The sequence below is a fragment of the Paracoccus sp. (in: a-proteobacteria) genome (assembly GCF_030536915.1).
Classification (GTDB): Bacteria; Pseudomonadota; Alphaproteobacteria; order Rhodobacterales; family Rhodobacteraceae; genus Paracoccus.
On the sequence record NZ_JAUNPC010000005.1, the window covers coordinates 22,952 to 49,510 of the forward strand.

The 26,559-nt window shown below is 68.9% G+C and carries 26 protein-coding genes; 9 read left to right on the forward strand and 17 right to left on the reverse strand.

Annotation, left to right across the window (positions count from 1 at the left end):
- Positions 1 to 74: 74 nt before the first annotated feature.
- The 4 genes from Q4F04_RS01915 (at position 75) to Q4F04_RS01930 (ending at position 4,835) form a co-directional block, all read left to right on the forward strand.
- Complete coding sequence (locus Q4F04_RS01915; protein ID WP_303368146.1) at positions 75 to 2,453, forward strand: AI-2E family transporter; 2,379 nt, start codon at positions 75 to 77, stop codon at positions 2,451 to 2,453.
- 167 nt (positions 2,454 to 2,620) lie between these two features.
- Positions 2,621 to 3,328, forward strand: coding sequence for a type 1 glutamine amidotransferase domain-containing protein (locus Q4F04_RS01920; RefSeq protein WP_303368147.1), 708 nt, complete (start codon positions 2,621 to 2,623; stop codon positions 3,326 to 3,328).
- A gap of 401 nt (positions 3,329 to 3,729) precedes the next feature.
- Positions 3,730 to 4,485 (forward strand): sulfite exporter TauE/SafE family protein, encoded by a 756-nt coding sequence (locus tag Q4F04_RS01925; RefSeq protein ID WP_303368148.1) that lies wholly within the window; start codon positions 3,730 to 3,732, stop codon positions 4,483 to 4,485.
- 2 nt (positions 4,486 to 4,487) lie between these two features.
- A complete protein-coding gene (locus Q4F04_RS01930; protein WP_303368149.1) occupies positions 4,488 to 4,835 on the forward strand; it encodes a RidA family protein in 348 nt (115 codons plus the stop codon).
- Here the strand turns inward: Q4F04_RS01930 and lpxB are convergent.
- From lpxB to pyrH, 14 genes are all read right to left on the reverse strand, one after another.
- Positions 4,819 to 5,973, reverse strand: a complete 1,155-nt coding sequence (gene lpxB, locus Q4F04_RS01935) for a lipid-A-disaccharide synthase (RefSeq protein ID WP_303368150.1) — start codon at positions 5,971 to 5,973, stop codon at positions 4,819 to 4,821. The genes Q4F04_RS01930 and lpxB overlap by 17 nt on opposite strands.
- 61 nt (positions 5,974 to 6,034) lie before the next feature.
- Positions 6,035 to 6,835 carry an LpxI family protein gene (locus tag Q4F04_RS01940; protein ID WP_303368151.1) on the reverse strand — a complete coding sequence of 267 codons (801 nt, stop codon included), beginning with the start codon at positions 6,833 to 6,835 and terminating at the stop codon, positions 6,035 to 6,037.
- Entirely contained in the window at positions 6,832 to 7,617 is a 786-nt protein-coding gene (gene lpxA, locus Q4F04_RS01945; protein ID WP_303368152.1) for an acyl-ACP--UDP-N-acetylglucosamine O-acyltransferase, read from the reverse strand. Before lpxA ends, Q4F04_RS01940 begins: the two co-directional genes overlap by 4 nt.
- Positions 7,610 to 8,086 (reverse strand): 3-hydroxyacyl-ACP dehydratase FabZ, encoded by a 477-nt coding sequence (fabZ, locus tag Q4F04_RS01950; RefSeq protein ID WP_303368153.1) that lies wholly within the window; start codon positions 8,084 to 8,086, stop codon positions 7,610 to 7,612. The genes lpxA and fabZ overlap by 8 nt, the downstream gene beginning before the upstream one ends.
- Positions 8,087 to 8,113: 27 nt before the next feature.
- Entirely contained in the window at positions 8,114 to 8,785 is a 672-nt protein-coding gene (locus Q4F04_RS01955) for a nicotinate-nucleotide adenylyltransferase (protein WP_303368154.1), read from the reverse strand.
- 2 nt (positions 8,786 to 8,787) lie between these two features.
- Entirely contained in the window at positions 8,788 to 9,705 is a 918-nt protein-coding gene (locus Q4F04_RS01960; protein ID WP_303368155.1) for an OmpH family outer membrane protein, read from the reverse strand.
- The gene (gene bamA / locus Q4F04_RS01965; protein ID WP_303368156.1) at positions 9,705 to 12,095 is read right to left on the reverse strand and encodes an outer membrane protein assembly factor BamA; all 2,391 of its coding nucleotides are present in this window, start codon (positions 12,093 to 12,095) and stop codon (positions 9,705 to 9,707) included. The genes Q4F04_RS01960 and bamA overlap by 1 nt, the downstream gene beginning before the upstream one ends.
- 100 nt (positions 12,096 to 12,195) lie before the next feature.
- Positions 12,196 to 13,530: an RIP metalloprotease RseP gene (gene rseP, locus Q4F04_RS01970; protein WP_303368157.1), complete on the reverse strand. Its 1,335-nt coding sequence runs from the start codon at positions 13,528 to 13,530 to the stop codon at positions 12,196 to 12,198.
- Entirely contained in the window at positions 13,527 to 14,699 is a 1,173-nt protein-coding gene (gene dxr, locus Q4F04_RS01975; RefSeq protein ID WP_303368158.1) for a 1-deoxy-D-xylulose-5-phosphate reductoisomerase, read from the reverse strand. Before dxr ends, rseP begins: the two co-directional genes overlap by 4 nt.
- 1 nt (position 14,700) lies before the next feature.
- Positions 14,701 to 15,516 carry a phosphatidate cytidylyltransferase gene (locus Q4F04_RS01980; protein WP_303368159.1) on the reverse strand — a complete coding sequence of 272 codons (816 nt, stop codon included), beginning with the start codon at positions 15,514 to 15,516 and terminating at the stop codon, positions 14,701 to 14,703.
- Positions 15,513 to 16,250 (reverse strand): polyprenyl diphosphate synthase, encoded by a 738-nt coding sequence (gene uppS, locus Q4F04_RS01985; RefSeq protein WP_303368160.1) that lies wholly within the window; start codon positions 16,248 to 16,250, stop codon positions 15,513 to 15,515. The genes Q4F04_RS01980 and uppS overlap by 4 nt, the downstream gene beginning before the upstream one ends.
- Before the next feature lie 4 nt (positions 16,251 to 16,254).
- Positions 16,255 to 16,818 (reverse strand): ribosome recycling factor, encoded by a 564-nt coding sequence (gene frr / locus Q4F04_RS01990; RefSeq protein ID WP_303368161.1) that lies wholly within the window; start codon positions 16,816 to 16,818, stop codon positions 16,255 to 16,257.
- An 87-nt stretch (positions 16,819 to 16,905) separates the two neighbouring features.
- A complete protein-coding gene (locus tag Q4F04_RS01995; protein WP_303368162.1) occupies positions 16,906 to 17,805 on the reverse strand; it encodes an MBL fold metallo-hydrolase in 900 nt (299 codons plus the stop codon).
- Between the two features lie 52 nt (positions 17,806 to 17,857).
- On the reverse strand, positions 17,858 to 18,547 hold the full coding sequence (pyrH, locus tag Q4F04_RS02000) for a UMP kinase (RefSeq protein WP_303368190.1): 690 nt from the start codon (positions 18,545 to 18,547) through the stop codon (positions 17,858 to 17,860).
- Positions 18,548 to 18,668: 121 nt separating this feature from the next.
- Between pyrH and miaA the strand changes: the two genes are divergently transcribed.
- Both miaA and Q4F04_RS02010 read left to right on the forward strand, forming a co-directional pair.
- The gene (miaA, locus tag Q4F04_RS02005; RefSeq protein ID WP_303368163.1) at positions 18,669 to 19,589 is read left to right on the forward strand and encodes a tRNA (adenosine(37)-N6)-dimethylallyltransferase MiaA; all 921 of its coding nucleotides are present in this window, start codon (positions 18,669 to 18,671) and stop codon (positions 19,587 to 19,589) included.
- A gap of 77 nt (positions 19,590 to 19,666) precedes the next feature.
- Positions 19,667 to 20,599: a helix-turn-helix domain-containing protein gene (locus Q4F04_RS02010; protein ID WP_303368164.1), complete on the forward strand. Its 933-nt coding sequence runs from the start codon at positions 19,667 to 19,669 to the stop codon at positions 20,597 to 20,599.
- A 289-nt stretch (positions 20,600 to 20,888) separates the two neighbouring features.
- Here Q4F04_RS02010 and Q4F04_RS02015 read toward each other — a convergent pair whose 3' ends face one another.
- From Q4F04_RS02015 to Q4F04_RS02025, 3 genes are all read right to left on the reverse strand, one after another.
- Positions 20,889 to 21,695 carry an RlmE family RNA methyltransferase gene (locus tag Q4F04_RS02015; protein ID WP_303368165.1) on the reverse strand — a complete coding sequence of 269 codons (807 nt, stop codon included), beginning with the start codon at positions 21,693 to 21,695 and terminating at the stop codon, positions 20,889 to 20,891.
- Entirely contained in the window at positions 21,695 to 22,819 is a 1,125-nt protein-coding gene (locus Q4F04_RS02020; protein ID WP_303368166.1) for a Ppx/GppA phosphatase family protein, read from the reverse strand. The genes Q4F04_RS02015 and Q4F04_RS02020 overlap by 1 nt, the downstream gene beginning before the upstream one ends.
- Positions 22,820 to 22,974: 155 nt before the next feature.
- Complete coding sequence (locus Q4F04_RS02025) at positions 22,975 to 24,144, reverse strand: Hint domain-containing protein (protein WP_303368167.1); 1,170 nt, start codon at positions 24,142 to 24,144, stop codon at positions 22,975 to 22,977.
- A 305-nt stretch (positions 24,145 to 24,449) separates the two neighbouring features.
- Here Q4F04_RS02025 and Q4F04_RS02030 point away from each other — a divergent pair, with 305 nt between their 5' ends.
- From Q4F04_RS02030 to Q4F04_RS02040, 3 genes are read left to right on the forward strand one after another with little or no spacing between them, the layout of a single operon-like run.
- Positions 24,450 to 24,620, forward strand: coding sequence for a hypothetical protein (locus Q4F04_RS02030; protein ID WP_303368168.1), 171 nt, complete (start codon positions 24,450 to 24,452; stop codon positions 24,618 to 24,620).
- A 5-nt stretch (positions 24,621 to 24,625) separates the two neighbouring features.
- The gene (locus Q4F04_RS02035; RefSeq protein WP_303368169.1) at positions 24,626 to 25,807 is read left to right on the forward strand and encodes a VWA domain-containing protein; all 1,182 of its coding nucleotides are present in this window, start codon (positions 24,626 to 24,628) and stop codon (positions 25,805 to 25,807) included.
- 39 nt (positions 25,808 to 25,846) lie between these two features.
- On the forward strand, positions 25,847 to 26,533 hold the full coding sequence (locus Q4F04_RS02040; protein ID WP_303368170.1) for a M48 family metalloprotease: 687 nt from the start codon (positions 25,847 to 25,849) through the stop codon (positions 26,531 to 26,533).
- Positions 26,534 to 26,559 lie beyond the last annotated feature (26 nt).

Here is a 26,559-nt window from a genome sequence, read left to right on the forward strand (position 1 = left end):
GCAATGTGGCGCGTGAACCACTTGCTTCAACATTGCGTTGCGGCTGCACAAACCCTCAGCCCTGCGGTGCCCATGTGATCCTGCCCCTTCCAACACCCGGCACCGAGCCGTCATCCCAGCCCCAGCAGACCGATGTCCTGCGCCTTGCCGCGGGACTGGTGATCGCGGCCATCCTGATCGCCGCGCTTTATTTCGGGCAGGTGGTGCTGATCCCGCTGGCTGTCGCCTTTCTCATCAGCTTCGTGCTGGGACCGCTGGTGCAGTGGCTGGTCCGCCATGGGCTGTCGCGCATCCTTGCTGTCGCGCTGGCCATGGGGCTGGTGCTGTCGGTTCTGGGCGCGCTGGGCACCGTGGTCGCCGTGCAGGTGCGCTCGCTCAGCGCCGAACTGCCAACCTACCAATCCACCATCCGCGCCAAGATCAAGGACCTCGGCGCGCAGATGGAAGGGCCGGGTTTCCTGGAAGGCGCGCTGCAGACCGTGGACACCGTCCAGCAGGAAGTGGCCGAGGTCGTCGGCGATGGCGACGAGAACGACATTGCCCCCCAGCGCGTCCGCGTCATCGCCGAGCCGGTCTCGCCCTTCGCGACCGCGATGCTGTGGCTGTCGCCGCTGCTTGCGCCGGTGGCCACGGCGGGCATCGTGCTGGTCTTCGTGGTGCTGATCCTGCTCGACCAGGGCGACCTGCGCGACCGGCTGCTGAGGATGCTGGGCGGCAACATCTACCGCTCCACCGACGCGCTGGAGGAAGCCAGCAAGCGCATCTCGAAATACCTGCTGATGCAGCTTGTGGTGAACGTCACCTACGCGATCCCGATGGCGCTGGGATTGTGGGCCATCGGGGTGCCGGGCTGGATCCTGTGGGGGACGCTGGCCGCCGTGATGCGCTTCATCCCCTATGTCGGGCCGATCCTGTCGGCGGTCTTCCCGCTCAGCCTCGCCTTTGCGGTCGATCCGGGCTGGAACATGGTGCTGATGACGGCCGGGCTGATCCTTGTGTTGGAACTGGTGTCGAACAACATCATCGAGCCGCTGCTTTACGGCACCAGCACGGGGCTGTCGGTCCTGTCGCTGATCGCGGCCGCGACCTTCTGGACCGCGATCTGGGGACCGATCGGGCTGGTCCTGTCCACGCCCCTGACCGTCTGCCTGCTGGTCGTGGGCCGCTATATCCCGCAGTTGTCCATCCTCGAAACGCTGCTCGGGTCCAGTCCCGCGCTCAGTCGCGAGACGCGCATCTACCAGCGACTCATCGCCAACGACCCCGATGACGCCATCGACATCGCCGAGGACGTGATCGAGGAGGAATCCGTGACCGAGTTCTACAACGACGAGGGGATGGAGGTGCTGCGGCAGGCCAGCATCGACTATATCAACAACGCCCGCGCCGAGCACCGGCTGCGGATCGCCAATGGCATGGACGAGCTGCTGGAACATATCCGCGGCGAATATCCCGCCGACCTGCCGGAAGGCGCGGCCCCCCGCGTCGCCTGCATCGCCGGCAAGTGGGAGATCGACCGCCAGGCCTGCGAGATGCTGGCCCACAGCCTGCAGCTTGACGGGCTGCCCGCGGTGGTGCGGGCCGCGGGCAGCGTCACCTCGCGCTATGTCGCGGGGCTTGAACTCGAAGGGGTGCAGGTCGTCCTGCTGAGCTTCTTCAGCCGCGAGCCGGACGCCGCCGCCCGGAACCTCACCCGCCGCATCCGCGCCCGCTGGCCGGATGTCAAGGTCGTGCTCGGCCTCTGGGGCGTGCCGGCCGACGCCCTTGACAAGCGGCGGCGCGAGGCCTTGGGCGCCGATGCGGTGGTGGCCTCGATCAAGGAAACCGTGGGGCGCATTGCCCTCTTGGCGAAGGACGCGGCGGGTGCCGGGGTCGAGCTCGTGCAGGACCCGCAGGCGGCCACGCTGCGGAACGAGACCCTGCGGGGCGTGAAGCTCGAGGACCCCGATCTGCGCGAGGACCTGAACGACTACGCGCTCCGGGCCGCCGATGTGTTCGACATGAAGACCGCCGTGATCGTCGCCCTCGAGGGCGACCATGAACTGGTGATCGGCGCCAGCCGCGACCTGCCCGGCGCGCGGACGACCGACGGGCGGGACCTGATCCTGCTGCCCGCGGGCGCGCCCCTGTCGGCGGGGCTTCTGGCCGATGCCGGGCCGCTGATGGTGCCCGACATCGAGCGCGACCCCCGGCTGTCGGAAAACCAGATCCTGCACCGCTGGTCCGCGCGGGCGCTGGCCGCCGCGCCGGTGCGGCAGGCCGACGGCGTCGTTCTGGGCGCCTTGTGCCTGATCCACGACGAGGTGCGCGAACTGGACGACGAGGAACTGCGGCTGCTGGAAACGCTTGCGGCCGAGGTGGCCGAGCGGCTGACCGGCGAGGAAGCCGCGCCCATCAGCGAGCCGCAGAAGCCCGCCGTCTCCGCCACCATCGGCCAGAAGGTGCCGGAATGACGGCGCAGACCTGACCATGGCCGGGCCGCTGCGCCGCCCTGCGATAGACGCCTTGTCCGCGCCCGCCGATCCGCCCTGACCGCCAGGCAGCTGGACTTCGGTCCGGTGCCGGATGATGCAGGCACAAACCCCGCTTTCAAGCGATCCGTTGAAAAAGGCACCCCACCATGCAGACCAGACCGCGCATCCTCATCATCGCCACTTCTGCCGCCACCATGACCGGCAGCGACAAGCCCACGGGCCTCTGGCTCGAGGAACTGACGACGCCCTTCTACGCCTTTATCGATGCGGGTGCCGAGGTGACGCTTGCCTCGATCGCGGGCGGCAAGGTGCCGGTAGACCCCAGCAGCATGAAGCCCGCGGGCGAGAATGACGCCTCGGTGGAACGCGCCCTGAATGACTCCGCGTTCCAGTCCCGCATCGCCGACACGCCGCAGTTCGATACGCTGGATACCTCTGGCTTCGACGCCATCGTCCTGCCGGGTGGTCACGGGACGATGTTCGACTATCCCGACAGCGAGGCGCTGGCAAAGCTGGTGGCCGACTTTGATGCCGCCGGCAAGGTCGTCGCTGCCGTCTGCCACGGTCCTGCCGGGCTGGTGGGCGCCCGTCGCGCGGATGGCACGCCGGTCGTCGCCGGCCGCCGCGTCGCCGCCTTCACCGACAGCGAAGAGCGCGCCGTGGGTCTTGAGGATGCCGTCCCGTTCCTGCTGACGACGCGGCTGAAGGAACTGGGCGCCAGGATCGAGGCCGGCCCGGATTTCGAGCCCTTCGCCATCCGCGATGGCAACCTGGTCACCGGCCAGAACCCCGCCTCGGCCGAGCCGATCGCAAGGCTGGTCCTCGATGCGATCGACGAGGCGCAGCGGGGCTGACGCTCAGGGAAGGTGGTCCGGTGAAGAAGTCACTGTTGATCCGGGCGTCTGTCGCCATCGACGTGACGCAGTGCAGGTCCCCGATCTGGGTGAGGGCATTTCCGGCATTGATGATGTGACCGCCCCCCCTTTGTGGATCGCCGCAGTTCCAGGGTGGGCAGCGATGCCATTTGAGGGGACGGCCACATTGTCAACGCCCCTCGCCGTATTGGCTCTCGCCTCCGGCGACCCGCAGGACCCGCCGAGTGCATGGCAGAACCCGTGATGCAGCAGCGTGCCCCATCCCACCCCGGCATCATCACTGCGCCCCAAGTTTCGCCCTTCGGAAACACCGGCACAGCCCGCTTGCCGTTTCCGGGCAGGTTAGCCACCCTGCGCCGACTTCAGGGCAAGGACGCGACGTGACCGATTTTCTTCTGCTGCTTGTCGCCGGGTTCCTCGGCGGAATGCTGAACGCGGTGGCGGGGGGCGGCACCTTCATCGTCTTTCCCGCGCTGGTCTTCACCGGCGTTCCGGTCGTTTCCGCCAATGCCACCAGCACCGTGGCCGCCCTGCCCGGCTATCTCGCCGCCGCGCTCGGCTTCCGGCACGAGATCGCACGGATTCCGCGCGACATCATGATGCGGCTGACGCTGTGGACGCTTTTGGGCGGGGGCCTGGGCTCGGCGCTGCTGCTGGTGTCCTCGAACGAGGCCTTCGCGGTCATCGTGCCCTTCCTGCTGCTCGCCGCGACGCTGATCTTCCTGGCAGGGCCGCAACTGCGGGCCTTCGCCTCGCGCCACCGCAGCGGGGTCACGGCCTTCGGCGCGGGCACCATGGTGCCGGTCGCGCTTTACGGGGGCTATTTCAACGGAGGTCTCGGGATCGTGCTTCTGGCGCTGTTCTCGTTGTGGGGGATGACGGATATCCACACGATGAACGGCCTCAAGACCTGGCTGTCCTTTGCGCTGTCCACCATCAGCCTGGGGATCTTCGCCTGGGGCGGGCAGATCGCCTGGCTGCCCTGCCTGATCCTTGCCATCGGCGCCATCATCGGGGGCCTCGCCGGGGCGCCTGTCGCGCGTCTCATGCCGGTGAGCGCGCTGCGCGGGTTGATCGCGGTGGTGGGCTTCGGCATGACGGCACTATTCTTCTGGCGCCTTATCAACGGAGCGTGAACATGGCGGAAATCAAGCGGATCGAATGCGGCCCCCGGATGAGCATGGCGGTCGTCCACAACGGCATCGTCCATCTGGCCGGGCAGGTGGGCAACCCCGGCAACAGCGTGACCGAGCAGACACGCGAGGTGCTGGCGCAGGTCGACCGGCTGCTGGCCGAGGCGGGGACCGACAAGACGCGCATCCTGACCGCCCAGATCTGGCTGGCCGACATGGCCGACTTTGCCGAGATGAACGCCGTCTGGGATACCTGGGTGCCGCAGGGCCACTGCCCCGCCCGAGCAACCGGAGAGGCGAAGCTGGCGACGCCCGACTACAGGGTCGAGGCGATCATCACCGCCGCGCTGTAACCGCCGCCATCACCGACCGCGCCGCCCGCAGGCCGGGCGGCTCTCCTCCGCGGCCCAGCCGCTGCATCGTCAGGTCCATCGCGGCCAGTTGCTCGGCGCGGGCGTCGGGATCGTCCAGCAGGCGCAGCAGCGCGCTGGCCATGGGGCCGGGTTGGCAGTGATTGCCAAGAAATTCGGGCACCGCGCGGGTCCCGCTGACGAGGTTCACCAGCGTCACCGTATCGGTCTTCAGCAGCATCCCCATCAGCGCGCGGCTGACCGGCGCCATGTCATAGCCGATCACCATCGGGACCCTGTTCGCCGCAAGTTCCAGGCTGACCGTGCCCGAGGCGGCCAGCGCCAGATCGGCGGCGGCGAATGCCGCGCGCTTGTCGGCTTGGTCCTGCACGATCACCGGCGCGGTCGGCCAGCGCCTTGCCATCCCGCCCAGCATGTCGGCGACGCCCGGCACGGTCGGCAGCACGACACGGATCTCGGGCACCCGGTCGCGCAGCCGGATCAGCGCCTCGTCGAAGCGGGGGCCGAGCCGTCCGACCTCGCCGCGCCGCGATCCGGGCAGGCACAGCACAAGCGGCGCCTCGGCGGCAATGCCATGGGCGGTGCGGAAAGCCGCGGCCTCGTCAGCTGTCGCAACAGGCTCTGCCACGACGGGGTGGCCGACGAAATCGCAGGTCATCCCGGCGGCCTGCATCAACGGCGGCTCGAAGGGAAGAATGGCCAGCACATGGTCGATGACCTGCGCCATCTTCGCCGCTCGCCCCGGCCGCCATGCCCAGACCGAGGGCGCGACGTAATGCACGGTGCGGACCTGCGGCGCCGCGGCCCGCACGATCCGCGCCACCCGCAACCCGAAATCGGGACTGTCGATCGTGACCAGCACATCCGGCGGCGCCGCGATCACCGCCCGCGCCGTTTCCGCGATCCGACGCTTGAGCGCGCGGTATTTCGGCAGGATCTCCCAGATGCCCATGAGGCTGAGCTCAGCTATGGGAAACAGGCTGCTCAGCCCCTGCGCGGCCATCGCCTCGCCGCCAACTCCCTTAAGCTCAAGTGAGGGGTCCAATTGGCGCAACCCGTCGATCAGCGCCCCGCCCAGACGGTCGCCCGAAGGCTCGCCCGCGATCAGGAACGCCTTCATCGACCGTTGCCCGCCGCCTTGCAGCAGGCGGCAGGGGCTTCTTTCTGGTCCAAATACCAAGTCACTCCCGCGCCCACAGGAACAGCCCCGCAGCCTTGGCGGCGCCGATTGCCGCATCGCGCTCCAGCAGCATCACGCCCCGCGCTTCCCAGGCGATCCCCGCCAGCCCGGCACGGGCAGCCTGCGCGACGGTATCCGGGCCGATTGCCGGCAGGTCGATGCGGCGGTCCTGCATCGGCTTCGGGGCCTTGTAAAGCACCCCGCGCCCGCCTGCCGCCACGGGACGCAGCCCCTGATGGGCGGCGGCGAAATCCAGCATCGCCTCGGTCCCCGGCAGCGTTTCAAACGCAAGGCACAGGCCTTGGACCACCACGCAGCCCTGCCCGATATCCAGCGGCCCCGTCACCGCCAGGATCTGCGCCGCGCGTTCGGCATCGGCCCTGTCGGCGGCCGAGGGCTCTCCGGCCAGCAGGCCGGGGCCGGGGACAAGATCAGGGCGGATCGCATCGACGCCCGCGATCTCGAATCCCCATTCCTCGAAGATCGCGATCAACTCGCGCAGGGCGCCATCGTCGCCCCCCTGCATGGCCGACAGGAAGCGCGGCACCAGCGTGGCGGTGCGAGGATCGAATGCCTCGGGGTCCAGCCGCGGACGGCGCACCGCGCCGGCAAAGACGACGCGGGTGACGCCTTGGTCCACCAGGCCGTCAAGGAACGGCACCAGCCGCTCCAGCCGGAAGGGCCGGGCGGGAATCGCGGGCTCGAACCCGTCCAGCGCATGGACCAGCGGCGCCTCCAGCGCCTCGGCCACAAGCGCGGGCAGCGCGCCCTCCCCCGCGATGATCGCGGTCCTGCCCGTCATGCGAGGGGCTTCAGGAAGCTGCGCTCGCTGGGACCGAGGATGAAGTCCAGCACCTCGCGTTCCATCGGCGTGACCTCGCCTTCGGCACGCACGCGCGCGGCATCCCGGAGCGACCCCGCCCCCAGCGCCGCCAGCAACTCGCGCAGCGCCGCAATCTCGGCCCGCCCGGCTCCGCGCCGCTTGAGGCCCACGAGGTTCAGCCCCTCCATCTGCCCCCGCGGCCCCGACACCAGCGCATGCGGCAGCACGTCCGCCGTCACCATCGTCAAGGCCCCGATCATGGCCCCGCGGCCGATGCGGACGAACTGGTGGATGCCGGACAACCCGCCGACGATCACCTCGTCCTCAAGCACGCAATGGCCGGCGACAGCGACGCTGTTGACCAGGATCACGCGGTCGCCGATCCGGCAGTCGTGGGCGACGTGGCAGCTTGCCATGAACAGCCCGTCATTGCCGACCTGCGTCAGCCCGCCGCCGCCGGCCGTGCCGGGGTTCATCGTGACATATTCGCGGATGCGGTTGCGGGCGCCGATGACAAGGCGGGTCCGCTCTCCCTGAAACTTCAGGTCCTGAGGGATGCCGCCGATGCAGGCAAAGGGGAAGATGACCGTTTCGGCCCCGATCTCGGTGTCGCCCGCGACGACGACATGGGATTTCAGCTCGACCCCGTCAGCCAGCCGCACCTCGGGCCCGACATGGCAGAAGGGGCCGATGCGGACGCCTTGCCCCAGTTCCGCACCCGTCTCGACGATGGCCGAAGGGTGGATGGCGGTGTCAGCCATCCGCGGGCGCCATCATCGCGGTGAACTCGGCCTCGGCGCAGATCTGGCCATCGACCTTGGCCTGCCCGGTGAACTTCCAGATCTTGCCGCCGGGGCGCTTGACGCGGACATGCAGTTCCAGCACGTCGCCGGGCTGGACCATGCGGCGGAACTTGCAGCCGTCGATGCCCATGAAATAGGTCAGCATGGTCTTGTCGATCATGTCCATGCTGATGCCGACGACAATGGCGGCCGTCTGCGCCATCGCCTCGACGATCAGCACGCCGGGCATCACCGGCTGGTCGGGGAAATGGCCGGGGAAATGCGGCTCGTTCGAGGTGACGCACTTGATCCCGACCGCGCCTTCATGGGCCACGATGTCCCGGACCCTGTCGATCATCAGGAAGGGATAGCGGTGCGGGATGATCCGCTTGATCAGGGCAAGGTCTGCATGGCCGTAAGGGGCTGGGCTGCGCTCGGTCTCGGCCATCTTGTGCTCCGAATGTTTCCGTCGTGCCTAGCAAATCGGCGAAAGCATTGGCAAGGCGCGCCCGGTCCCGTCGCCCCCGGACCCATCCCCGGTGGCGGCAACCCGCCCGCGCCGGATGGCGCTGGAGGACAGGCCCGACATCGGCACGTTGACCAGCACCCAGGCGGGCGGGTCCATGTCGGCCAGACGCCCGGCCCGCTCTTCGGGCAGGCGATGCGGCCAGAGGATACGGGCGGCGCGGGCGCTGCGGGCAGGCATGCGGGACCCGGGACGCGCGATCACCCCGATCGGGACCTGCGCCGCGATCCCGCGCCAGCGGTCCCACCGGCTGAACTGGACGAGGTTGTCCGACCCCATCAGCCAGACGAACCGCACGCCCGGATAGCGCGCCCGCAGCGCCGCGATGGTGTCGGCGGTCCAGCGCGTGCCCAGCCGCGCCTCGATCCCCGTGACAAGGATGCGCGGGTCGCGGGCAAGTTGGCGGGCCGCGTCGATCCGCCGGGCCAGGGGCGCCGGACCATGCGGCTTCAGCGGATTGCCGGGGCTGACCAGCCACCAGACGCGGTCAAGCCGGAACCGCTGCAGCGCCATGCGGGTGATATGCAGGTGCCCCTGGTGGGCCGGGTCGAACGAGCCGCCGAGCAGGCCGATCCTCTGCCCGGCAAAGGCAAGGGGGCGGTCGCGCGGTCCCTCCGCCACGCCTAGCGCGGGTCCTGCGGGGCGGCGGGGGCGCCTTCGGGCAGGTCCAGCGCCGTTCCGGCGGGCGCCGCGGCAGAGCCGCCGGACGCGTTCCCGGGCGCGTCCCCTGCGGTTTCTTCCCCGGCAGCCTCGTCGCGCGCGCGGGCCTGCGCCAGCGCGGCGGCCACGATCTCGCGCCCGTCGCCCAGTTCGGCATCCAGCGCCGCGATGGTGGCGGCAGTGACGTCGATGCGTTCATCGGCGATCAGCACGGTGCGCTGGTCCAGCACCACCAGCGCACCGCGCGCGGTCATCAGCCGGCCCAGCACCGGCGCGGCAGCCTGGGCAAAAAGGGCGCGGTCGAGATCGGACATCTCTGCCAGCGCATTGCGCGCGGCCTCGCGCTCCGCGCGGACAGCCATCACCCGCTCGTCGAAGCGGGCGGCGCGCTGGCGGAATTCTTCGGGCGACAGGGTGGCGCGGGCGGCCGTCAGGGCGTCCTCGTCGGCGACCAGATCGGCAAAGGCGCGGTCGTTGTCGGCAGCCACCTGCCGCGACTGCGCCGCGAGTTCGGCCTGGACGCGCATGCCCCAACGCGACTGGCGGTACATGGCCTCCTGGTCCACGGTCAGCACCGCCCGGCCAAGCGCGGCGGTGGCGCCCCCGGCCGGCAGGGCGGGCGGCACCACCCGCAGGGGCGCGCCACCCTCGGCAGCCGGTCCCGCAGGCTGGGGTCCAGGCGCGGCGGGCCGGGACAGTTCCGGCCCCGCAAGATCGCCCGCGTCATCGAGCGGCGCAGGAACCGGGGATTGCGGAGGACGGGCAGAGCCGAAGGGCGAGGGCCGCGCGGGCGGAGGCTCCTGCCCTGCCACGGGCGCCGCCGCTAGCAGCGCTCCCAGCAGCGCCGCCGCCAGACCCGCCTGCCCCAGCGCGCGGCGCATCAGAACCGGGTCGAGATCGACAGGTCGAAGGGCTGCGTGTTGTCGTAATCCTCTTTCTTGATCGCCTTCGACAGGTTGAAGCGCAGCGGCCCGATGGGCGTCGTCCAGAACAGCGACACCCCGACCGAGGCGCGGATGTTCATGCTGTCGTCCACGCTGCCGTCGATGGCTTCGGTCACGTTTCCGTCACCGTCGCGGTCGTTGGTGTCGCGGCCGTATCCAGCGACATTGTCCAGCCCCCAGACGGAACCCGCATCGGCGAAGATGCCGCCGCTGATGCCGTATTCCTCGGGCAGGCCCAGCGGGAACTGCGCCTCGGCCCGGGCCGCCCAGAAATAATTGCCGCCCAGCGCGTCCTCGTAGGGCGCGTTCAGGTCGCGGGGACCGTAGCCGTTCGATTCAAAGCCGCGGATGCGGCCGGTCCCGCGGAAACGGTCGGTGATGCGGCTTTCGCTGTCGTTCAGCATGACCAGCGCGCCCGCCTCGAACTCGGCCCGAAGCGCGACCTCCTCGCGCCAGGCGCGGCTTTCGACACCCGCCAGCATCGTCGTGGTGACCGCATCCACATCGCCGCCGAGGCCGGCGAAATCCTGGCTGAAGCGCAGCTTCCAGGCGGTCAGCGGGTCCAGCCCCGTGCCGCGCGTGTCGTAATTGTAGCTGTAGCCAAGCGCCGAGCTGACGCGCTCGCCCTGCTCGCCCACCAGGATCGGGGAGGAGCCGATCCATTCGCCGGTCTCGGGATCGAAGCCGACGGGATCGACATCATACAGCTTGTCCTTGCTCAGCCGGTAGCTGAGTTCGACGCGCCCATTTTCGCTGACCGGGAACTCGATCCCGGTCGAGATCCCGACGCTGCGCGTGTTGAAGCGGGCGTTGTCGTAGTCCGAGGTCCGGTACCAGGCCGACAGGCGGGCACGCAGGTCGCGGGACAGGAAGGACGGCTCGATGAAGCTGAAATCGAACCCCTGCGAGCCGCTGGCGGTCGAGAAGGACAGCGCAACGGTCTGGCCGCGGCCAAGGAAGTTCTGCTCGGTCAGCGAGGCGTTGAAGCCGACGCCTTGGCTGGCCCCGTAGCTGGCGCCAAAGCCGAGGCTGCCGGTCGGCTGCTCCTCGACGTTGACATCGACGATCACCTGCTGCGGGCTGGATCCTTCGCGGGTTTCCACCTGCGCGTCGGCGAAATAGCCCAAGGCCCGGATACGCTCGGCCGAGTTGCGGATCTCGCGCGGGTTCAGGGGGTCTCCCTCGACGGTGCGGAACTGGCGGCGGATCACCTCGTCCAGCGTCGTCGTGTTGCCCTCGATGTCGATGCGCTCGACAAAGACACGCGGTCCGCGGGTCAGCGCGAAGGTCAGGTCCAGCGTCTGGTTGCGCGGGTTGCGCGTCACCCGGGGTTCGATGGCAAGGAAGTTGACACCCTGCTGCAGGGCCACCGCCTCAAGCCGCTGGATCGAGTTCTCGACCGCCTGCGGGCTGTAGACCTGTCCCGGCCGTACCCGGTTCTGCGCCACGTAAGCATCCGCCGAGATGCCCGGCACCTCGCTGACCACATTCACCCGGCCGAAGGTGTAACGCGGGCCTTCGTAGATGTTGTAGGTGACGAAGAAGGCGTCGCGTTCGCGGGCGATCTCGGGGGCCACGGCCTGCACCCGGAAGTCGGCGTAACCGCGCGAGCGGTAGAAGTCGGTCAGAAGCTGCTCGTCCAGTTGCGTCCGTTCGGGGGCGAAGACGTCGCGGCGGATGAAGGTCCGCAGGATGCCCGCCTGCTTGGTCGCCAGCACGTTCCGCAGCCGGCGGTCGGAAAAGGCGCGGTTGCCGGTGAAGCCGATGCGCTCGATCTCGGTCAGGGCGCCCTCGCGGATCTCGAAGACCAGGTCCACGCGGTTCCCGGGGCGGCGGATCACGCGGGGATCGACGCGGGCGGCATAGCGCCCCTCGCTGGCATAGGCGGCGGCAATGGTCTGGGCGTCCCGTTCCGCCTGCGCGGGCGAGAACACTCGGCGCGACCGGGACTGCACGATCTCGCCCAACCGTTCGTCGTTCAGGCGGCGGTTGCCTTCAAAGCTGATGACGTCGATGACCGGGTATTCGCTGACGCGGATGACCAGCGTGCTGCCCTGCGGGACGATCTCGACCGTCTCGAACAGGCCCGACTGCTGCAGCCGCTGCTGCGCGTCATTCAGGTCGCCCAGCGACAGGTCGGCGCCGCGGCGGATGTCGGCCAGCGACAGGATGGTTTCCGCATCGACCCCCTGCGCGCCTTCCAGCCGCACCTCGGAATAGACGGCGGCAGCCGCCGGCATCCCCAGCATGACCGTCAGCGCCAGTCCCGAGACGAGCGCCCGCGTGCCCCTGATAGCCGGGCTTGCGCCCATCCTGCGATCCCACATGACCTGTCCCTTGCGCCTGGCGTATCGCGCCGGTTTTCCCGGTCGCATTTGCGGCAGGATTAAACCCCTGCCGCCTGTCCTGTCAAAGCAAACCCCCGCCTCAGCGGCAAAGGATGTCGTTGGAGAGGCCGAAGAACATCAGCGCCAGCACCAGCGCCACGCCGATACGGGTCAGCACGTCCATGACGCGGGGTGACGGCGGTCGGCCCGCCACGGCCTCCCATGTGTAGAAGGCTAGGTGTCCGCCATCCAGCACCGGGATCGGCAGCAGGTTCAGGAAACCGATGCCCGCCGACAGCACCGCGACCAGCCAGAAGAAGTTGCCCGCCCCCGAGCTTGCCGCGTCGCCCGCCACCTCGGCGATGGAAATCGCACCGGACAGGTTGCAGCGGCCGATCTGCCCGGTGACCATCGCGACCAGCCCGGTCAGTGAGCCCCAGATCACGTCCCATGTCTGCTGCGCGCCCATCCACAGCGCCTCGAACGGGTCGGGGGTGCGGGTGGCGGGGCGGATATAGCCCTCTCCCCCGGTCACGCCGATCAGCCAGCGTTTCTCGAAGCCGCCATCGGCGCGGGGCAGGTCCTGTTCACGCGGGACAAGGACGAAGTCAGCCTCTCCGGCATCCTCGCGCCAGACCCGCAGGGTGACGGGGCGGCCCTGCGCGGCCTCGACGGTCGGGCGCAGGTCGGTGAAGCGGGTGATCGGCCGGCCCTCGACCGCCAGGATCACGTCGCCGGGCCGCAGGTCCACCGCCGAGGCGGCGCTGCGCGGCCCCACGCCCGAGACGCGCGGCGGCGCGACATCGGGGGCGGTGACGGTGATCTCGTCGCCCCCACGGCGGACGGTCCACGGCTGCTGCGGCGCGGGCGGCAGCGCCTCGGCCAGACGGAACAGCGAGGCCCAGTCGGTAACGGGCTGGCCCCCGACCGCCAGCACCTCGTCGCCGGGCCGCAACTCGTTGACGATACCGGGGGGCGCGGGCGCGATCTCGCCCACCACCACGCGGTCGGTGGCAAGCCCCTGCCACATGACCACGCCCGCAAAGACGGCAGCGGCCAGGATGAAGTTGAAGAACGGCCCTGCCGCCACGGTGGCGAACCGCGCCCAGAGCGGCGCGCCGCCCAGCGTCTGCCGCGCAACCCCGGGATCGACCGAGCCGTCGCGGGTGGCGCTGGCCACATCCGCATCCCCGAGGAAGCGGACATATCCGCCAAGCGGGATCGCCGCGACCTGCCAGAGGGTGCCGCGCCGGTCGCGGCGGGAAAACAGCCGCGGCCCGAAGCCCAGCGAGAAGACCTCGGCCCGGATGCCCGACCAGCGGCCGACGATGTAATGGCCGTATTCGTGGACGCCCACGATGATCGACAGCGCGATGATGAAGGCGGCGACCGTCCAGGCGAGGCCGCCCATCTGCCCGGCGATTTCCCCGATCATGCCGCCGCCTGCCACGCCGCGGCATCGCGCCGCGCCTGCGCGTCCCATTCCAGAACGGTCTGCAGGCTGTCGGGACTGTTCCCGAAGCCCGCCCGCCCCGCCGCGAGATCAAGCGCATGCGCGACCGCCCCCGCCATGTCGGTGAAGCGGATGCGGCCGGCGATGAAATCGTCCAGCGCCTGTTCCTTGGCCGCGTTCAGCACCGCCCCGGCGGCCCCGCCCTGCGCGATCACCTGCCGCGCCAGCGCCAGAGCGGGCCAGCGCGTCTCGCACGGCGCGCGGAAGGTCAGGCTGCCCAGGGCGGCAAGGTCCAGCCGCGGCAACGGCAGCTTCTCGCGCCGTGGCCAGTGCAGCGCATGGCCGATGGCATGGCGCATGTCCGGCGGTCCCAGATGCGCCAGCGTGCCGCCGTCGATATAGGCGACAAGCGCATGGACGATGGATTCGGGATGGATCAGGACGGCGATGCGGTCTTCCGGCAGGCCGAAGAACTCATGCGCCTCGATGACTTCCAGCGCCTTGTTAAACATCGAGGCGCTGTCGATGGTGATGCGCTGGCCCATGTCCCAGTTCGGATGGCTGGACGCCTCGGCCACCGTGGCCTGGGCCAGCCGCTCAAGCGGCCAGTCGCGGAAGGCGCCGCCCGAGGCGGTCAGGGTGACAAGCTCGACCCGGTCGAGACTGTCATTCTCAAGGCACTGGAAAACGGCGGAATGTTCCGAATCCACAGGCAGGATCGTGGCGCCACTGCGCTTTGCGGTGCCCATCAGAAGACGGCCCGCGGCAACAAGGCTTTCCTTGTTCGCCAGGGCCAGCGTGCCGCCGCGCTGGACCACCCGCAGGCCGGGGGCAAGTCCGGCCGCGCCCACGATCGCCGACAATGCCCAGTCGGCAGGCCGGTCGGCGGCCTCGGCGATGGCGGTGGTGCCGGCTGCGGCCTCGACCCCCGAGCCCGCCAGAGCCTCGCGCAGATCAGGCAGCAGCGCCTCGTCGGCGATCACGGCAATCTTGGCCCGCAGGGCGCGCGCCATCTCGGCCAGCCGCGCGACGTTGCGCCCGCCGGTCAGGGCGACCGTCCGCCATGCCGCGGGGCCGCCCGACCGCATCAGCAGGTCGAAGGCGCTTTCCCCGACCGAGCCGGTCGCGCCGAAGATGGAAACGCTGCGCATCTCAGCCCACGATCGGCAGCCAGTTGCCCAATCCCAGCACCGTCGCTGCGGCGAGCGATCCGGCCATCGCGTCGAAACGGTCCATCAGCCCTCCGTGTCCGGGGATCAGGCGCGAGCTGTCCTTTACACCGACCCGCCGCTTGATCCAGCTTTCGGCGATATCGCCCATCTGGCCGGCAAAGGCGAGAAGCGGGCCGATCACGATCACGCCGGGATCGGCCCGGCCGAGGATCACGAGGACGATCCCCAGCAGGGCGGCGCCGACCCAGCCGGCGGCAGTCCCGCTCCATGTCTTCTTGGGGCTGATGGCGGGCCAGAACTTGGGGCCGCCGACGCTGCGGCCCACGAAATAGCCCAGCACGTCCGACAGCACGACCAGCGCCACGATCCAGACCGCCTCGCCCAGGCCGAAGGTGATGCGGATCCACAAGAGCCCCCAGGCGGCCATGACCATCAGGAGGCTGAAGCCGACATAGGCAAGCCGCATCTCGCGCCGGGCAATGCGGGTGCCGAGGCCAAGGGGCAGGATGAAGGCCAGCGCCCCCCAAGATCCCCAAAGCAGCGTCAGGGCCATCGCCACGCCCGACAGCAGGCCGACGCCGATCACCCGGCCGCGTTGCGGCGCCGGGACCACGAGGCGGGTCAGTTCCCACATCAGGGCCGCGAACAGGACCGAGATGCCGATGCTGGCCAGCAACACCGGCAGCACCAGCAGCGCGGTGCCGGCAACAAGGATGATCAGGGCCGAGCCGACCCGCTCGGCCAGGTCGGGCCAGCGGCCCTGTGGCGCGACGCGCGGTGGGGGCAGGCCCCTCATGCCGCTCCGAAACGGCGCTGGCGCAGGCTGGTGCGGTCGAGGATCTCGGCCAGATGCGCCGGCGAGAAATCCGGCCACAGCACCGGCGTGAACTCGTATTCCGCATAGGCGGCCTGGAACGGCAGGAAGTTCGAGGTCCGCGCCTCGCCCGAGGTGCGGATCACCAGATCCGGGTCGGGATGGCCGGCAGTGTCGAGGCAGGCGGCAAGGTCGGCCTCGCCGGGCTTCGCGATCTCGCCGGTCGCGATCCTGCCGGCCAGCCGGGCCGCCGCCCGCGCAAGCTCGTCACGGCCGCCGTAGTTGATGGCGACGGTCAGGTTCAGGCGGCAGTTGCCCGCCGTCCGCGTCTCGATCCCCGCCATCAGCGCCTGCAGCTTGGGGTCCAGCCGTTCGCGCCCGCCGATAAAGCGCATCCGCACCCCTTCCGCGGCCATGGCGTCGGCCTCGCGCCGGATGTAGCGGGCGAAGATGCCCATGAGGCCCAGCACTTCCTCGGTCGAGCGCTTCCAGTTCTCGGTCGAGAAGGCGTAAAGCGTCAGCCAGTTCACGCCCAGGTCGGGCGCTGCCCGGACGATCTGCTTGACCCGCTCGGCCCCGCGCCGGTGGCCGACGAGGCGCGGCCAGCCGCGTTCGGTGGCCCAGCGCCCGTTGCCGTCCATGATGATGGCGACATGGCGGGGGCGGGCCGCGCCATGGACGAAGGCGGGCGTGATGACCGGCGCTGCTTCGGCCATGATGTCAGACCTGCATGATTTCGGCTTGTTTCGATTCCAGTGCCTTGTCCACCTCGGCGATCATCTTGTCGGTCAGTTCCTGCACCGAGGATTCCCAGAACTTCTGGTCGTCCTCGGCCATGCCCTTGGCCTTGGCCTTCTTGATCTGGTCCATGCCGTCGCGGCGGACGTTACGCACCGCGACACGGGCGCTTTCGGCATATTGGGCGGCGACCTTGGTCAGCTCGCGCCGGCGTTCCTCGTTCAGTTCGGGGATCGGCAGCATGATGATGGTGCCGTTGGTCTGCGGGTTGATGCCGAGGCCGCTTTCGCGGATCGCCTTTTCCACCTTGCCGACCATGCCCTTGTCCCAGACGTTGATCGTGACCATGCGCGGTTCCGGCACGTTCACGGTCCCCAACTGGTTGATCGGCGTGGGCGAGCCATAGGCGTCCACGGTGATCGGGTCGATCATGCTGGCCGAGGCGCGGCCCGTCCGCAGCGAGGAAAACTCGTGCCGCAGGCTGTCCATCGCGCCTTTCATGCGGCGCTCAAGGTCATCCGTATCGATCTCGATCTCGTCGGCCATAATCCTGCTCGCAGATGGTTTTTGGGGTGTATAGCCGCTTGCGGACAGGTTTGTATAGGTGCGCCGCCGCCGCAGTTGCCGACAGCTTTACGGTTTCTCATAGGCGCTGCCGTCCCCGGCCCTGCGGGAACGGGCGACATATTCGCCCTTTTCCGGCACCGCCACCGCCCGGAACTCGCGCGCGAGCCGGTGCAGCGCCGTGCGCATCTCGGGGCCGCGCATGGGCTGGCCGTGAAAGGTCACGGCAAGTTCGGGTTCCAGCGCGGCGAGCTTCTTCACCGCCTCCTCGGCGGCTTCCCAGTCGATGGTGAAATACATCGGCGGGCCGTGCATCTGCGGCTCTTGCAGGGCGACGTCATAGGCGGACTCCTGCCCTGTCGTGCAGAAGGCATCGCCCACGATCAGGGCGCGATCCCCGTCCCGCCAGAGCGAGACATGACCAACCGAGTGGCCGGGCGTGTGGACCCAGCGCCAGCCCGGCATGAACGGCACGCTGCCATCCTCGGGCAGCGGGCGCAGGCGCGCGCCGACATCCACGGGCGACCGGGGGTAAAGGCGCGAGAGGCGCGCCATCAGCCCGCCGCCGACGCTCGGATCCCCGGGCGGATAGGCGGCGCTGCCGTTCAGGTAGGGGTGTTCCAGCGGATGCGCGTAGACGGGGGCGTCCCATTCCTCGGCCAACTGCTCCAGCGCGCCGACATGGTCGAAATGACCATGCGTCATGACAATGGCGGCGGGGCGCGATCCTTCCCCGAAGCGCGCCTGCGCGGCACTGCGGATCAGGCTCGCCGTCCCGGTCAGCCCCGCGTCGATCAGCACCCATTCGCGGTCCCCTGCGCCCGAGGGGCCCACGAAGATCACGTTGACGATGCCCAGGCGCCGATAGGCAAGATCGGGCGCGAGCTCATGCGTGTGGTCGCGCCGCGCGGCATCCAGCTCGGGCTCGACCGCGCTTGCCTCGTCGGAAAGGGGGATCTGTTCGGACATGGCCGCCTCTCGTCTGGCTTCAAGGCAGAACGAACGCGGCCGTCCGGAGTTCCTATTCGTGGACCCGCGTATAGGTGCCGTTCCCCGCAAGGATGCCGCAGAAGCCGCCCGGCTCGTCCAGCGAGAAGACGATGATCGGCAGGTTGTTGTCCCGCGCCAGCGCGATGGCCGAGGCGTCCATGACGTTCAGGTGCTTCTGCAGCACCTCGTCATAGCTCACGTTGTCGTAGCGCACGGCATCGGCATGCTTCTTGGGGTCCTTGTCATAGACCCCGTCCACCTTGGTGCCCTTGAAGATCGCCTGGCAGTTCATCTCGTTGGCGCGCAGGGTCGCGGCGGTGTCGGTGGTGAAATACGGGTTCCCGGTGCCAGCGGCGAAGATGATGACGCGCTTCTTTTCCAGGTGGCGGATGGCGCGGCGGCGAATGTAGGGCTCGGCCACCTCGTCCATGCGGATGGCGCTGATGACGCGGGTGTGGATGCCCAGCGCCTCGAGCGCGGCCTGCATGGCCAGCGCGTTCATGACCGTCGCCAGCATCCCCATGTAGTCGGCGGTCGCCCGCTCCATCCCCTGGGCGCTGCCCTGCAGGCCGCGGAAGATGTTGCCGCCGCCGATCACCATGCAGATCTCGGTGCCGAGGTCGTGGACGGATTTCACCTCATTGGCGATGCGGGCGACGGTCGGGGGATGCAGCCCGTAGCCCTGGTCGCCCATCAGCGCCTCGCCCGAGATCTTCAGCATGACCCGGTCGTAGCCGGCACCCTGCTGAGGGGAAGGCGCCGCGGGGTTGGTCAGATCGGTTTCGGTCATGCTGTGGCCCCCGCGGATTTCATCGGCCGGCAAAATGGCGCAGATAGGGCGCATGATCAACACCGCCTCTGCCGCGTCAGGCGCCACCGAAGCGCAGATCGCGCGGCTCGTCGCCGCCATCGATCCGGGCCGCCCGGTCCTGATCGCGGGACCGACCGCATCCGGCAAGTCGGCGCTGGCGCTGCGGATCGCGCGGGCGACCGGAGGGGCGGTCGTCAACGCCGATGCGCTCCAGGTCTGGTCCTGCTGGCGGGTGCTGACGGCGCGTCCCTCGATCAAGGATGAAGCCGCGGCTCCGCACCTGCTTTACGGCCACATCGTGCCGGGGCGCAGCTATTCGGTCGGAGACTGGCTGGCCGAGGTCGCGGCATTGCTGGATCAGGCGCGCCCGCTGGTGATCGCGGGGGGGACCGGGCTCTATCTGTCGGCGCTGACCTCGGGGCTGGCCGTCATTCCCCCGGTTCCCCCGGCGATTCGGGCCGAGGGTGACGCATGGCTGGCCCGCGGCGGGCTGAAGGAGATGGTCGAGGCGCTGGACGCGCGCACCCGCGCGGGCCTGGACCTGCGGAACCCGGCCCGCGTCCAGCGCGCGTGGGAGGTTCTGAGCGCGACCGGCCGGGGGCTGGCTGAGTGGCAGATGGAAACGCCGCCGCCGCTGATTCCGCCCGAGGGAGCGCAGCGCTTCGTGCTGCAGATGGACCGCGAGCGGCTTGCCCGGTGCATCGCCGCGCGCTTTGAGGCGATGCTGCAGCAGGGTGCGCTGGACGAGGTGCGGCAGATGCTGCCCCATTGGAAGGCGGGCGCACAATGGACCCGCGCGATCGGCGCGGCCGAGCTGAAGGACCACCTGGAAGGACGCGCCACACTGGCCGAGGCCAGAGAGCGCGCGGTCATCGCGACGCGTCAATATGCGAAAAGCCAGAGGATTTGGTTCCGCAACCGGATGCGCAACTGGACCATCGTTCACGTTTGAAGAATTTTCGGGAACGTTGATGGTTTATCAACGTTTTATGTGCGATATTTTCACATGACGAATCTGGGGGCAGGCCGATGTCCGCTGACCCGAATCTATTTAACGACAGCCTTTATCCCGCCGGTTGCCCCCTCAATGCGCCGGACGCGTTCACGCCATTGCCGCCGGCGAACTCGCCGCAGCCCGCAGCCCCGATCACGCCCTATGCCGGGCGGCCGCGTCCGCCCGAAACCGGGCTGCGGCTGCTGCCGCTGGGCAGCTTCGTCTGGGGGGGACCGGCCCGGCCCGATGGCGTCCGCAGCGGGCGGACCCGCGGGGATCACTGCCTGATGCGCGTCACGGCGGGGGTGATGCGGATCATCCTGCCCAGCGGCGCGGTGGACCACAGCGCCGGAAGCGTGATCTTCCTGCCTGCCGGCACCGCCTTTGCCGCCGATCCCCAGCCCGGCGTGGCAGGTCAGGCCTTGCTGATGCAGCGCGACATGGGCCGGCGGCTGGCGCTGCCCAACCGCATTCTGGTCGGCACAGGGGCCAGCGACGCCTTTTCGGCCGATATCGCCGCGCTGGCGATGCGCAGCCACGATCCCATTGCCAGCGCCACCGCCGCCTGCCGGCTGGAACTGATCGCGGCCACGCTGCACCGCCTGTCCGCCCGGCCGGAACCCGCAGGCCCTGCCCTGCCGGGTCAGGACAGCCATGCGCTGGTCGAGGCCTATTGCGAACTCGCGGGCCGAGAGATGGGGCGCGGACGGACCATCGCCGATCTGGCCGAGACGCTGGGCATGACGGCAGGGGGGCTGGACATGGCCTGCCGCCGGCAGCGGGGCTGCTCGGCGCTGGACCTGATCTACAAGCTCAGGGTCGAACGCGCGGTCGCCCTGCTGCCGGATCGCACCCGCAGCCTTGCCCAGATCGCCGAGGATCTCGGCTTCACCGGAACCGCGCATCTGAACCGCGTCCTGATGGCATTCACGGGACGACCGGCAGAAGCGTTCCGGGCGCAGGCGTGACGCAACGGCGCGCCGGAAAGGGCGGTGGAAGTTCCAAGGCAGGGAGAGGACCGCTGGCGATCAGGGTGGCGGAAGGCAGATGTCTTCAGGAATGGCCCTTCCGTCGAAAGTGACAAGATCCCTGGCCAGAACGCGCCTGTCACTCAATCCGGTGACATTCCGCACCTCTCGATGCTCGGACAGGCGGGGCCTTTGCAGAGGAATCCATTGTCAAATACGGAACTGCCTGCGAAGCCTGCCGGCTTCGGCCATTCCCCGGCTGCCTGCGTGATCGACCGGCACCCTGCCCTCAGGCGCCCTCACCCGAGGCATTCACGGCAGGCTCCTGGCCAATAGATTCCCGGCGTCCGCGGAAGCCCATTGCGACAACGAATTTCTCGGATGAATCCGATCGGCTCGCCGGGGGCTTCACATTCGCGACCGTGGCGAAGTTCTGCTTGAGGGTCGCCTGCAGCCCCTGCTCGGCCCCGCCCGCCAGCACCTTGGCAACGAAGGTGCCGCCCGGTTCCAGCACGTCGAAGGCGAACTCGGCGGCGGCCTCGACCAGCGCCACGATCCGCAGGTGGTCCGTGCCCTTGTGCCCCGAGGAAGCCGCCGCCATGTCCGACATCACCACGTCCGCACGGCCACCGAGCCAGGCCTTGATCTGATCGTCCGCGCCATCGGACAAGAAGTCGAGTTGATGGATCTCGGCCCCGGCAATGGGATCGACCGTCTGCAGGTCCACGCCCAGCACCCGGCCCTGCGGCTTGCCCTTGGCCTCGCCCAGCGCGTTCACCCGGCCGACGGCAACCTGGCACCAGCCGCCCGGCGCGCAGCCGAGATCCACCACCCGCGCCCCCGGCTTGAGGAAGCCGTATCTGTCGTCCAGCTCGATGATCTTGTAGGCGGCTCGGCCGCGGAAACCCTCGCGTTTCGCCCGGGCGACATAGGGGTCGTTCAACTGCCGTTCCAGCCACAGGGTCGAGGAGAGCTTGCGCCCCTTGGCCGTCTTGACCCGCACCCGCAGGTCGCGCTGGCCGCGCCCCGAAGTGCCCTTGCCCGCCCGGCTGCCCGGCACAGGTCCGCGACCCTTGCCACCCGATCCCGTCGCCATCACGCCACCCCCATCAGACCGTCCGAGGCAAGCACCCCGTCGCGCACCATCTGCGCGTAAAGAAGCCCCTCGCGCAGCCCCCGGTCGGCGACCGACAGGCGGCTGGTCGGCCAGACCCGCATCAGCGTCTGCAGGATTGCCGCGCCCGACATGATCAGCGCGTGCCGTTCCCGGCCGATGCGGGGATCGGCGCGGCGGCCCTCGGGGCCGAGCGACAGGTAGTTCTGGATCACCCGGTCGATCTGCGCCGTGGTCATCGTCAGCCCGTCCACCTTGGTCCGGTCGTAACGCTTGAGCCCGAGGTGGCTCGCCGCCACCGTCGTGACCGTGCCCGAGGTGCCGATCACCTGGAACTTGTCGTCGGCCTTCGATCCGGTCGCATAGGGCGCGAAGCCTTCCAGCATCTGCTCGAACTGCCAGCTCATCAGGGCGAAACGGGCGGGGTCGTCGTTCACGTCGTCGAACTGGTCGCGCAGGGTTGCCACGCCCAAGGGGACGCTGATCCAGTCCACCACCCGCGCCGAACCCGGCGAGCGGTCGTCGAAGCCATCCGCCAGCCGCATGATCGCGCGGGGCCGCTCGGCCGGTTCCACATCGCCGAGGTCGATCCAGACCAGTTCCGTCGAGCCGCCGCCAATGTCCACCACCAGCAACTGTTCCGTCCGCAGGCTGACCAGCGGCGCGCAGGAGATCACGGCAAGCCGCGCCTCCTCCTCAGGGGCGATGATTTCCAGCGGCAAGCCGGTCTCGCGCCGGATCAGCCGCAGAAAATCGCGGCTGTTGCGGGCGCGGCGGCAGGCCTCGGTCGCGACCAGCCGCATCCGGCGGACGCCGTGTTGGTCGAGCTTGCGCCGGCAGACCTGCAGCGCATGAACCGTCCGGGTCATGGATTGACCCGAAAGACGGCCAGATGCCTCAAGGCCGTATCCCAACTGGACCGGCTTCGAGAAGCTGTCGATCACCTGGAACTGACTGCCCGTCGGACGGGCGATCAGCATCCGGCAACTATTCGTGCCCAGATCGAGGGCCGCGTAAAGCGACCCCTCGTCAGGGTTGCGGGTGACGGCAGGCGTGGCCAGCAGGGCCGGGGACGCGTCCGCACCCGCGGGACGCCTGGGCGTCATCTGCAACGCCCTCCGAAATCGTGTTGCATCAAAGGTAATCGCCGCGTCGAGGCTGTTCAACCCTGCTGGCTCGGCCGAAGCTGAAATCCCGAACGCCGCGCAACAGAAAAGGGCCCGCGAGGGGGCCCTTTCCATTCAACGCACATTGCTGCGTGTCACTGCAGCGGGACGCCGGCGTGCCCGGCGGCCAGATCGCGGCCCTGCCGCCCGTTCAGGAACATCCGCGCGCCGGGTGCGGTCCGTTCCGCCAGTTCGGGGAACAGCGCGAGGATCTCGGCCCGCGCGCCCTCGCCCACCGCGCGCAGCGCCTGTTCGCCGGTATACAGCGATTCGGACTGCGCGCCCTCGGCATAGACGACCTCGTGGCGATCGAAGAGCAGATGGACATAGGTGATCTCGGTGACATCCTCGGCCACCTCGACCCCGTCCAGCGCCAGCAGGTGCCTGGCCGCGACCAGCACCTCGCCCGTGCCGAACAGCTTCTGCGCAATGGCCGAGCGGACCATCATCCGGTGCTGCGGCGAGACCAGCAGGTCGCGCTTGGGCAGCCGGTCGCCCAGCGCGCCCTTGCGGATGCGGATCGGCCGCAGCCGCGGCATGGCCGCGAGATCCACGGCATCCAGCGTCCGGTTGCCGATCCAGCGGATCGGCTGCAGCCCGTTGTCGGCCGTCTCGACCAGATCGCCGACCGACAGCTTTTCGACCGGGCGCTGGCCCTTGGCCGTGGCCAGCCGCACCCCGGCGGTGAAGCAGGGGACGGGATGGAGATTGTCGGGCGGGCAGTAGTTGTAGTCGCCGTCCTTGTCCGGGATCGCCTTGCCCAGTTCGATCGAGGCGATGGGCTTTGCATTGATCGCCTCGACCCCCTTGCCGTTTTCCGGCGGGACAAGGAAGGTGCGGCCCAGGTCGTCCTGGATCACGGTGACCAATGCGTCGGCGCAGGTGCCATCCGTATAGGTGATGACCGCCTTGTATTGCGAAACGCCGTCGAACCTGAAGCTGTCGACCTGCTTGACGATGTCCGTCCCCCGCTGCGGCACATCGACCGCGGGCGAAGTGCTGAAGGTGTCGTAAAGGCCCAGGAAGTTGTTGCCTTCCAGCTTGCCGTCCCCGTTCCAGTCACGGGTGACGGTGATGTCGACGATGTTGCCCGCAAGCGGGTCGTCGCCAGAGCCGAAGGTCGTGCCGCTCAGGCAGCCGGCGGATTCAGCGCCGGGGATGAGCTCCCATTGGTCGATATACTGGTCCTTGTGAACATCGCCGAGGTAGATGGCTTTGAACGTCGTATCGCAGCCGCCCGGCGCGGGGCAGGAACAGAAGGTCATGCTGGTAACTCCGACAACCGGAAAACTGGTAAACACAGGGCCAGACAGGCTTGGCTCGGTTATGCCTCAAGCCTGCGGCAAACAGAACAATAATGTTGTATAAATTGACGCATGTTCAGGTAGTTAGCATGCACCTATTACACCCGTGAGGAGAGAAATTCCGACGACTGGTCAACTTTCTTTCGCCCAGATTGCACCAATGAAACCATGACCATTCACGGTTGCGCCCCGGCGGGTTGTCACCCCGTCTTGATTCGCCTACAGCACCCGCTGATCGTCTTTCCTTTGCACGCCGGGGGCGGCTCATGATCGTCATCATCGCCATCGTCCTCGGCGCGCTTCTGGGCGACCTGCGCGCCCGGCAGGCGCGGGGGAACGTCAAGGACCGGCTGCAATATGCCGCGGCCCATGCGCTGGCCTTCGCCATCCTCGGACTGTTCGCGACGATCTTCATCGACCGCGCCATGAGGGGCTGAGGGCCATGTTCCGCCCCTTCCTCGACGCGCTGCGCCGCCACGGGGTTCCGGTTTCCCTGCGGGAATGGCTGGACCTGATGGCGGCGATGCAGGCGGGCGTTGCGGGCTGGTCGGTGGACGATTTCTACACCGTCGGCCGCGCGATCCTGGTCAAGGATGAACGCCATATCGACCGCTATGACCGCGCCTTTGCGGAAAGCTTCGCCGGACTGGAAACCGTTCCCGTCGAGGCGCTGGTCAGCGAGGCCGCCCTGCCCCGTGAATGGCTGGAAAAGCTGGCCGAGAAGCTGCTGACCCCCGAGGAAAAGGCCGCCGTCGAGGGCGCGGGCAGCTTCGAGGCGCTGATGGAAAAGCTGCGCGAGCGTCTGGCCGAGCAGAAGGGCCGCCACCAGGGCGGCAACAAGTGGATCGGGACGGCGGGCACCTCGCCCTTCGGAGCTTACGGCTACAACCCCGAGGGCGTGCGGATCGGACAGGACGAAAGCCGCCACCGCCGCGCCGTCAAGGTCTGGGACAAGCGCGAGTTCCGCGATTTCGACGACACGGTGGAACTGGGCACCCGCAACATCAAGGTGGCACTGAAGCGCCTGCGGCAGTGGGCACGGCACGGTGCGGCCGAGGAACTGGACCTGCCCGGCACCATCCGGGCCACCGCCGAACACGGCTATATCGACGTCCAGACCCGGCCCGAACGCCGCAACGCCGTCAAGGTGCTGCTGCTTCTGGATGTCGGCGGCAGCATGGACGACCATATCCGCGTCATGGACGAACTGTTCTCGGCCGCCCGGGCCGAGTTCCGGAACCTCGAACATTTCTACTTTCACAACTGCCTTTACGAATCCGTCTGGCGCGACAACCGCCGCCGCTGGGACCAGACCATCCCGACTTGGGACCTGCTGCACCGCTATGGCCGCGACTGGAAGGTGATCGTAGTGGGCGACGCCTCGATGTCGCCCTACGAGATCGTGGCGCCCGGCGGGGCCAACGAGCATTGGAACCCCGAACCGGGCGAGCTGTGGCTGCGCCGGCTCTGCGAGACATGGCCGGATCACGTCTGGCTGAACCCGGTCCCCGAACGCCACTGGGGCCATACCCAGTCCATCGGCATGATCGCCCGCATCTTCGAGAACCGGATGATGCCGCTGACGCTGGAAGGGCTGACACGGGCGATGCGCGTTCTCGGCTAGGCCGTTGATCGTCCCCCCTGCAGCGCCCAGATTGGCGGCATGAGGCTGCTGCCGATCCTGCTCATCATCCTTTACGCCATCGCCATGTGGCTGCTGTCCGCCTGGCGCCTGCGCCAGCAGTTGACCCAGAACTCGACCCCGCTGGACGACCCGCGCCTTGCGGCGGCGCTGGACCGGCTGGGCCGCGCCATGGGGATCGGGCGGGTCAAGGCGCATGTCTACGAGATCAAGCCGGTCAACGGCCTTGCCGCGCCGGACGGGCGGGTGTTCCTGACCCGCGGCTTCCTCGACCAGCTCGACGCCGGGCGGGTGACGGAAGCCGAGCTTGCCTCGGTCATCGCGCATGAGCTGGGCCATGTCACCCACGGCCATGCGCGGCGGCGGATGATGGATTTCGCCGGGCAGAACCTCGTCCGCATGGTGCTGGCGACCACTTTCGGCCGCTTCATCCCCTTCATCGGTCCCTGGATCGCCCATCTGGCTGCCTCGGCCCTGGCGGCAAGCCTTTCGCGCAAGGATGAATACGAGGCCGACGCCTTTGCCGCCGCGCTGATGGTCAAGGCGGGATTCGGCACCGGCCCGCAAAAGACGCTGCTGGCGCGGCTGGACCGGCTGACCGGCATGACCGGGCGACCGGTCGCCTGGCTGGCGTCTCACCCGCCGATCCCGCGCCGGATCGAGGCGATCGAGGCGCTGGAACGCCGCTGGAACCTGCCGGCGGCCTGACCCTTGCCGCGCCCGCCCTTCGGGGC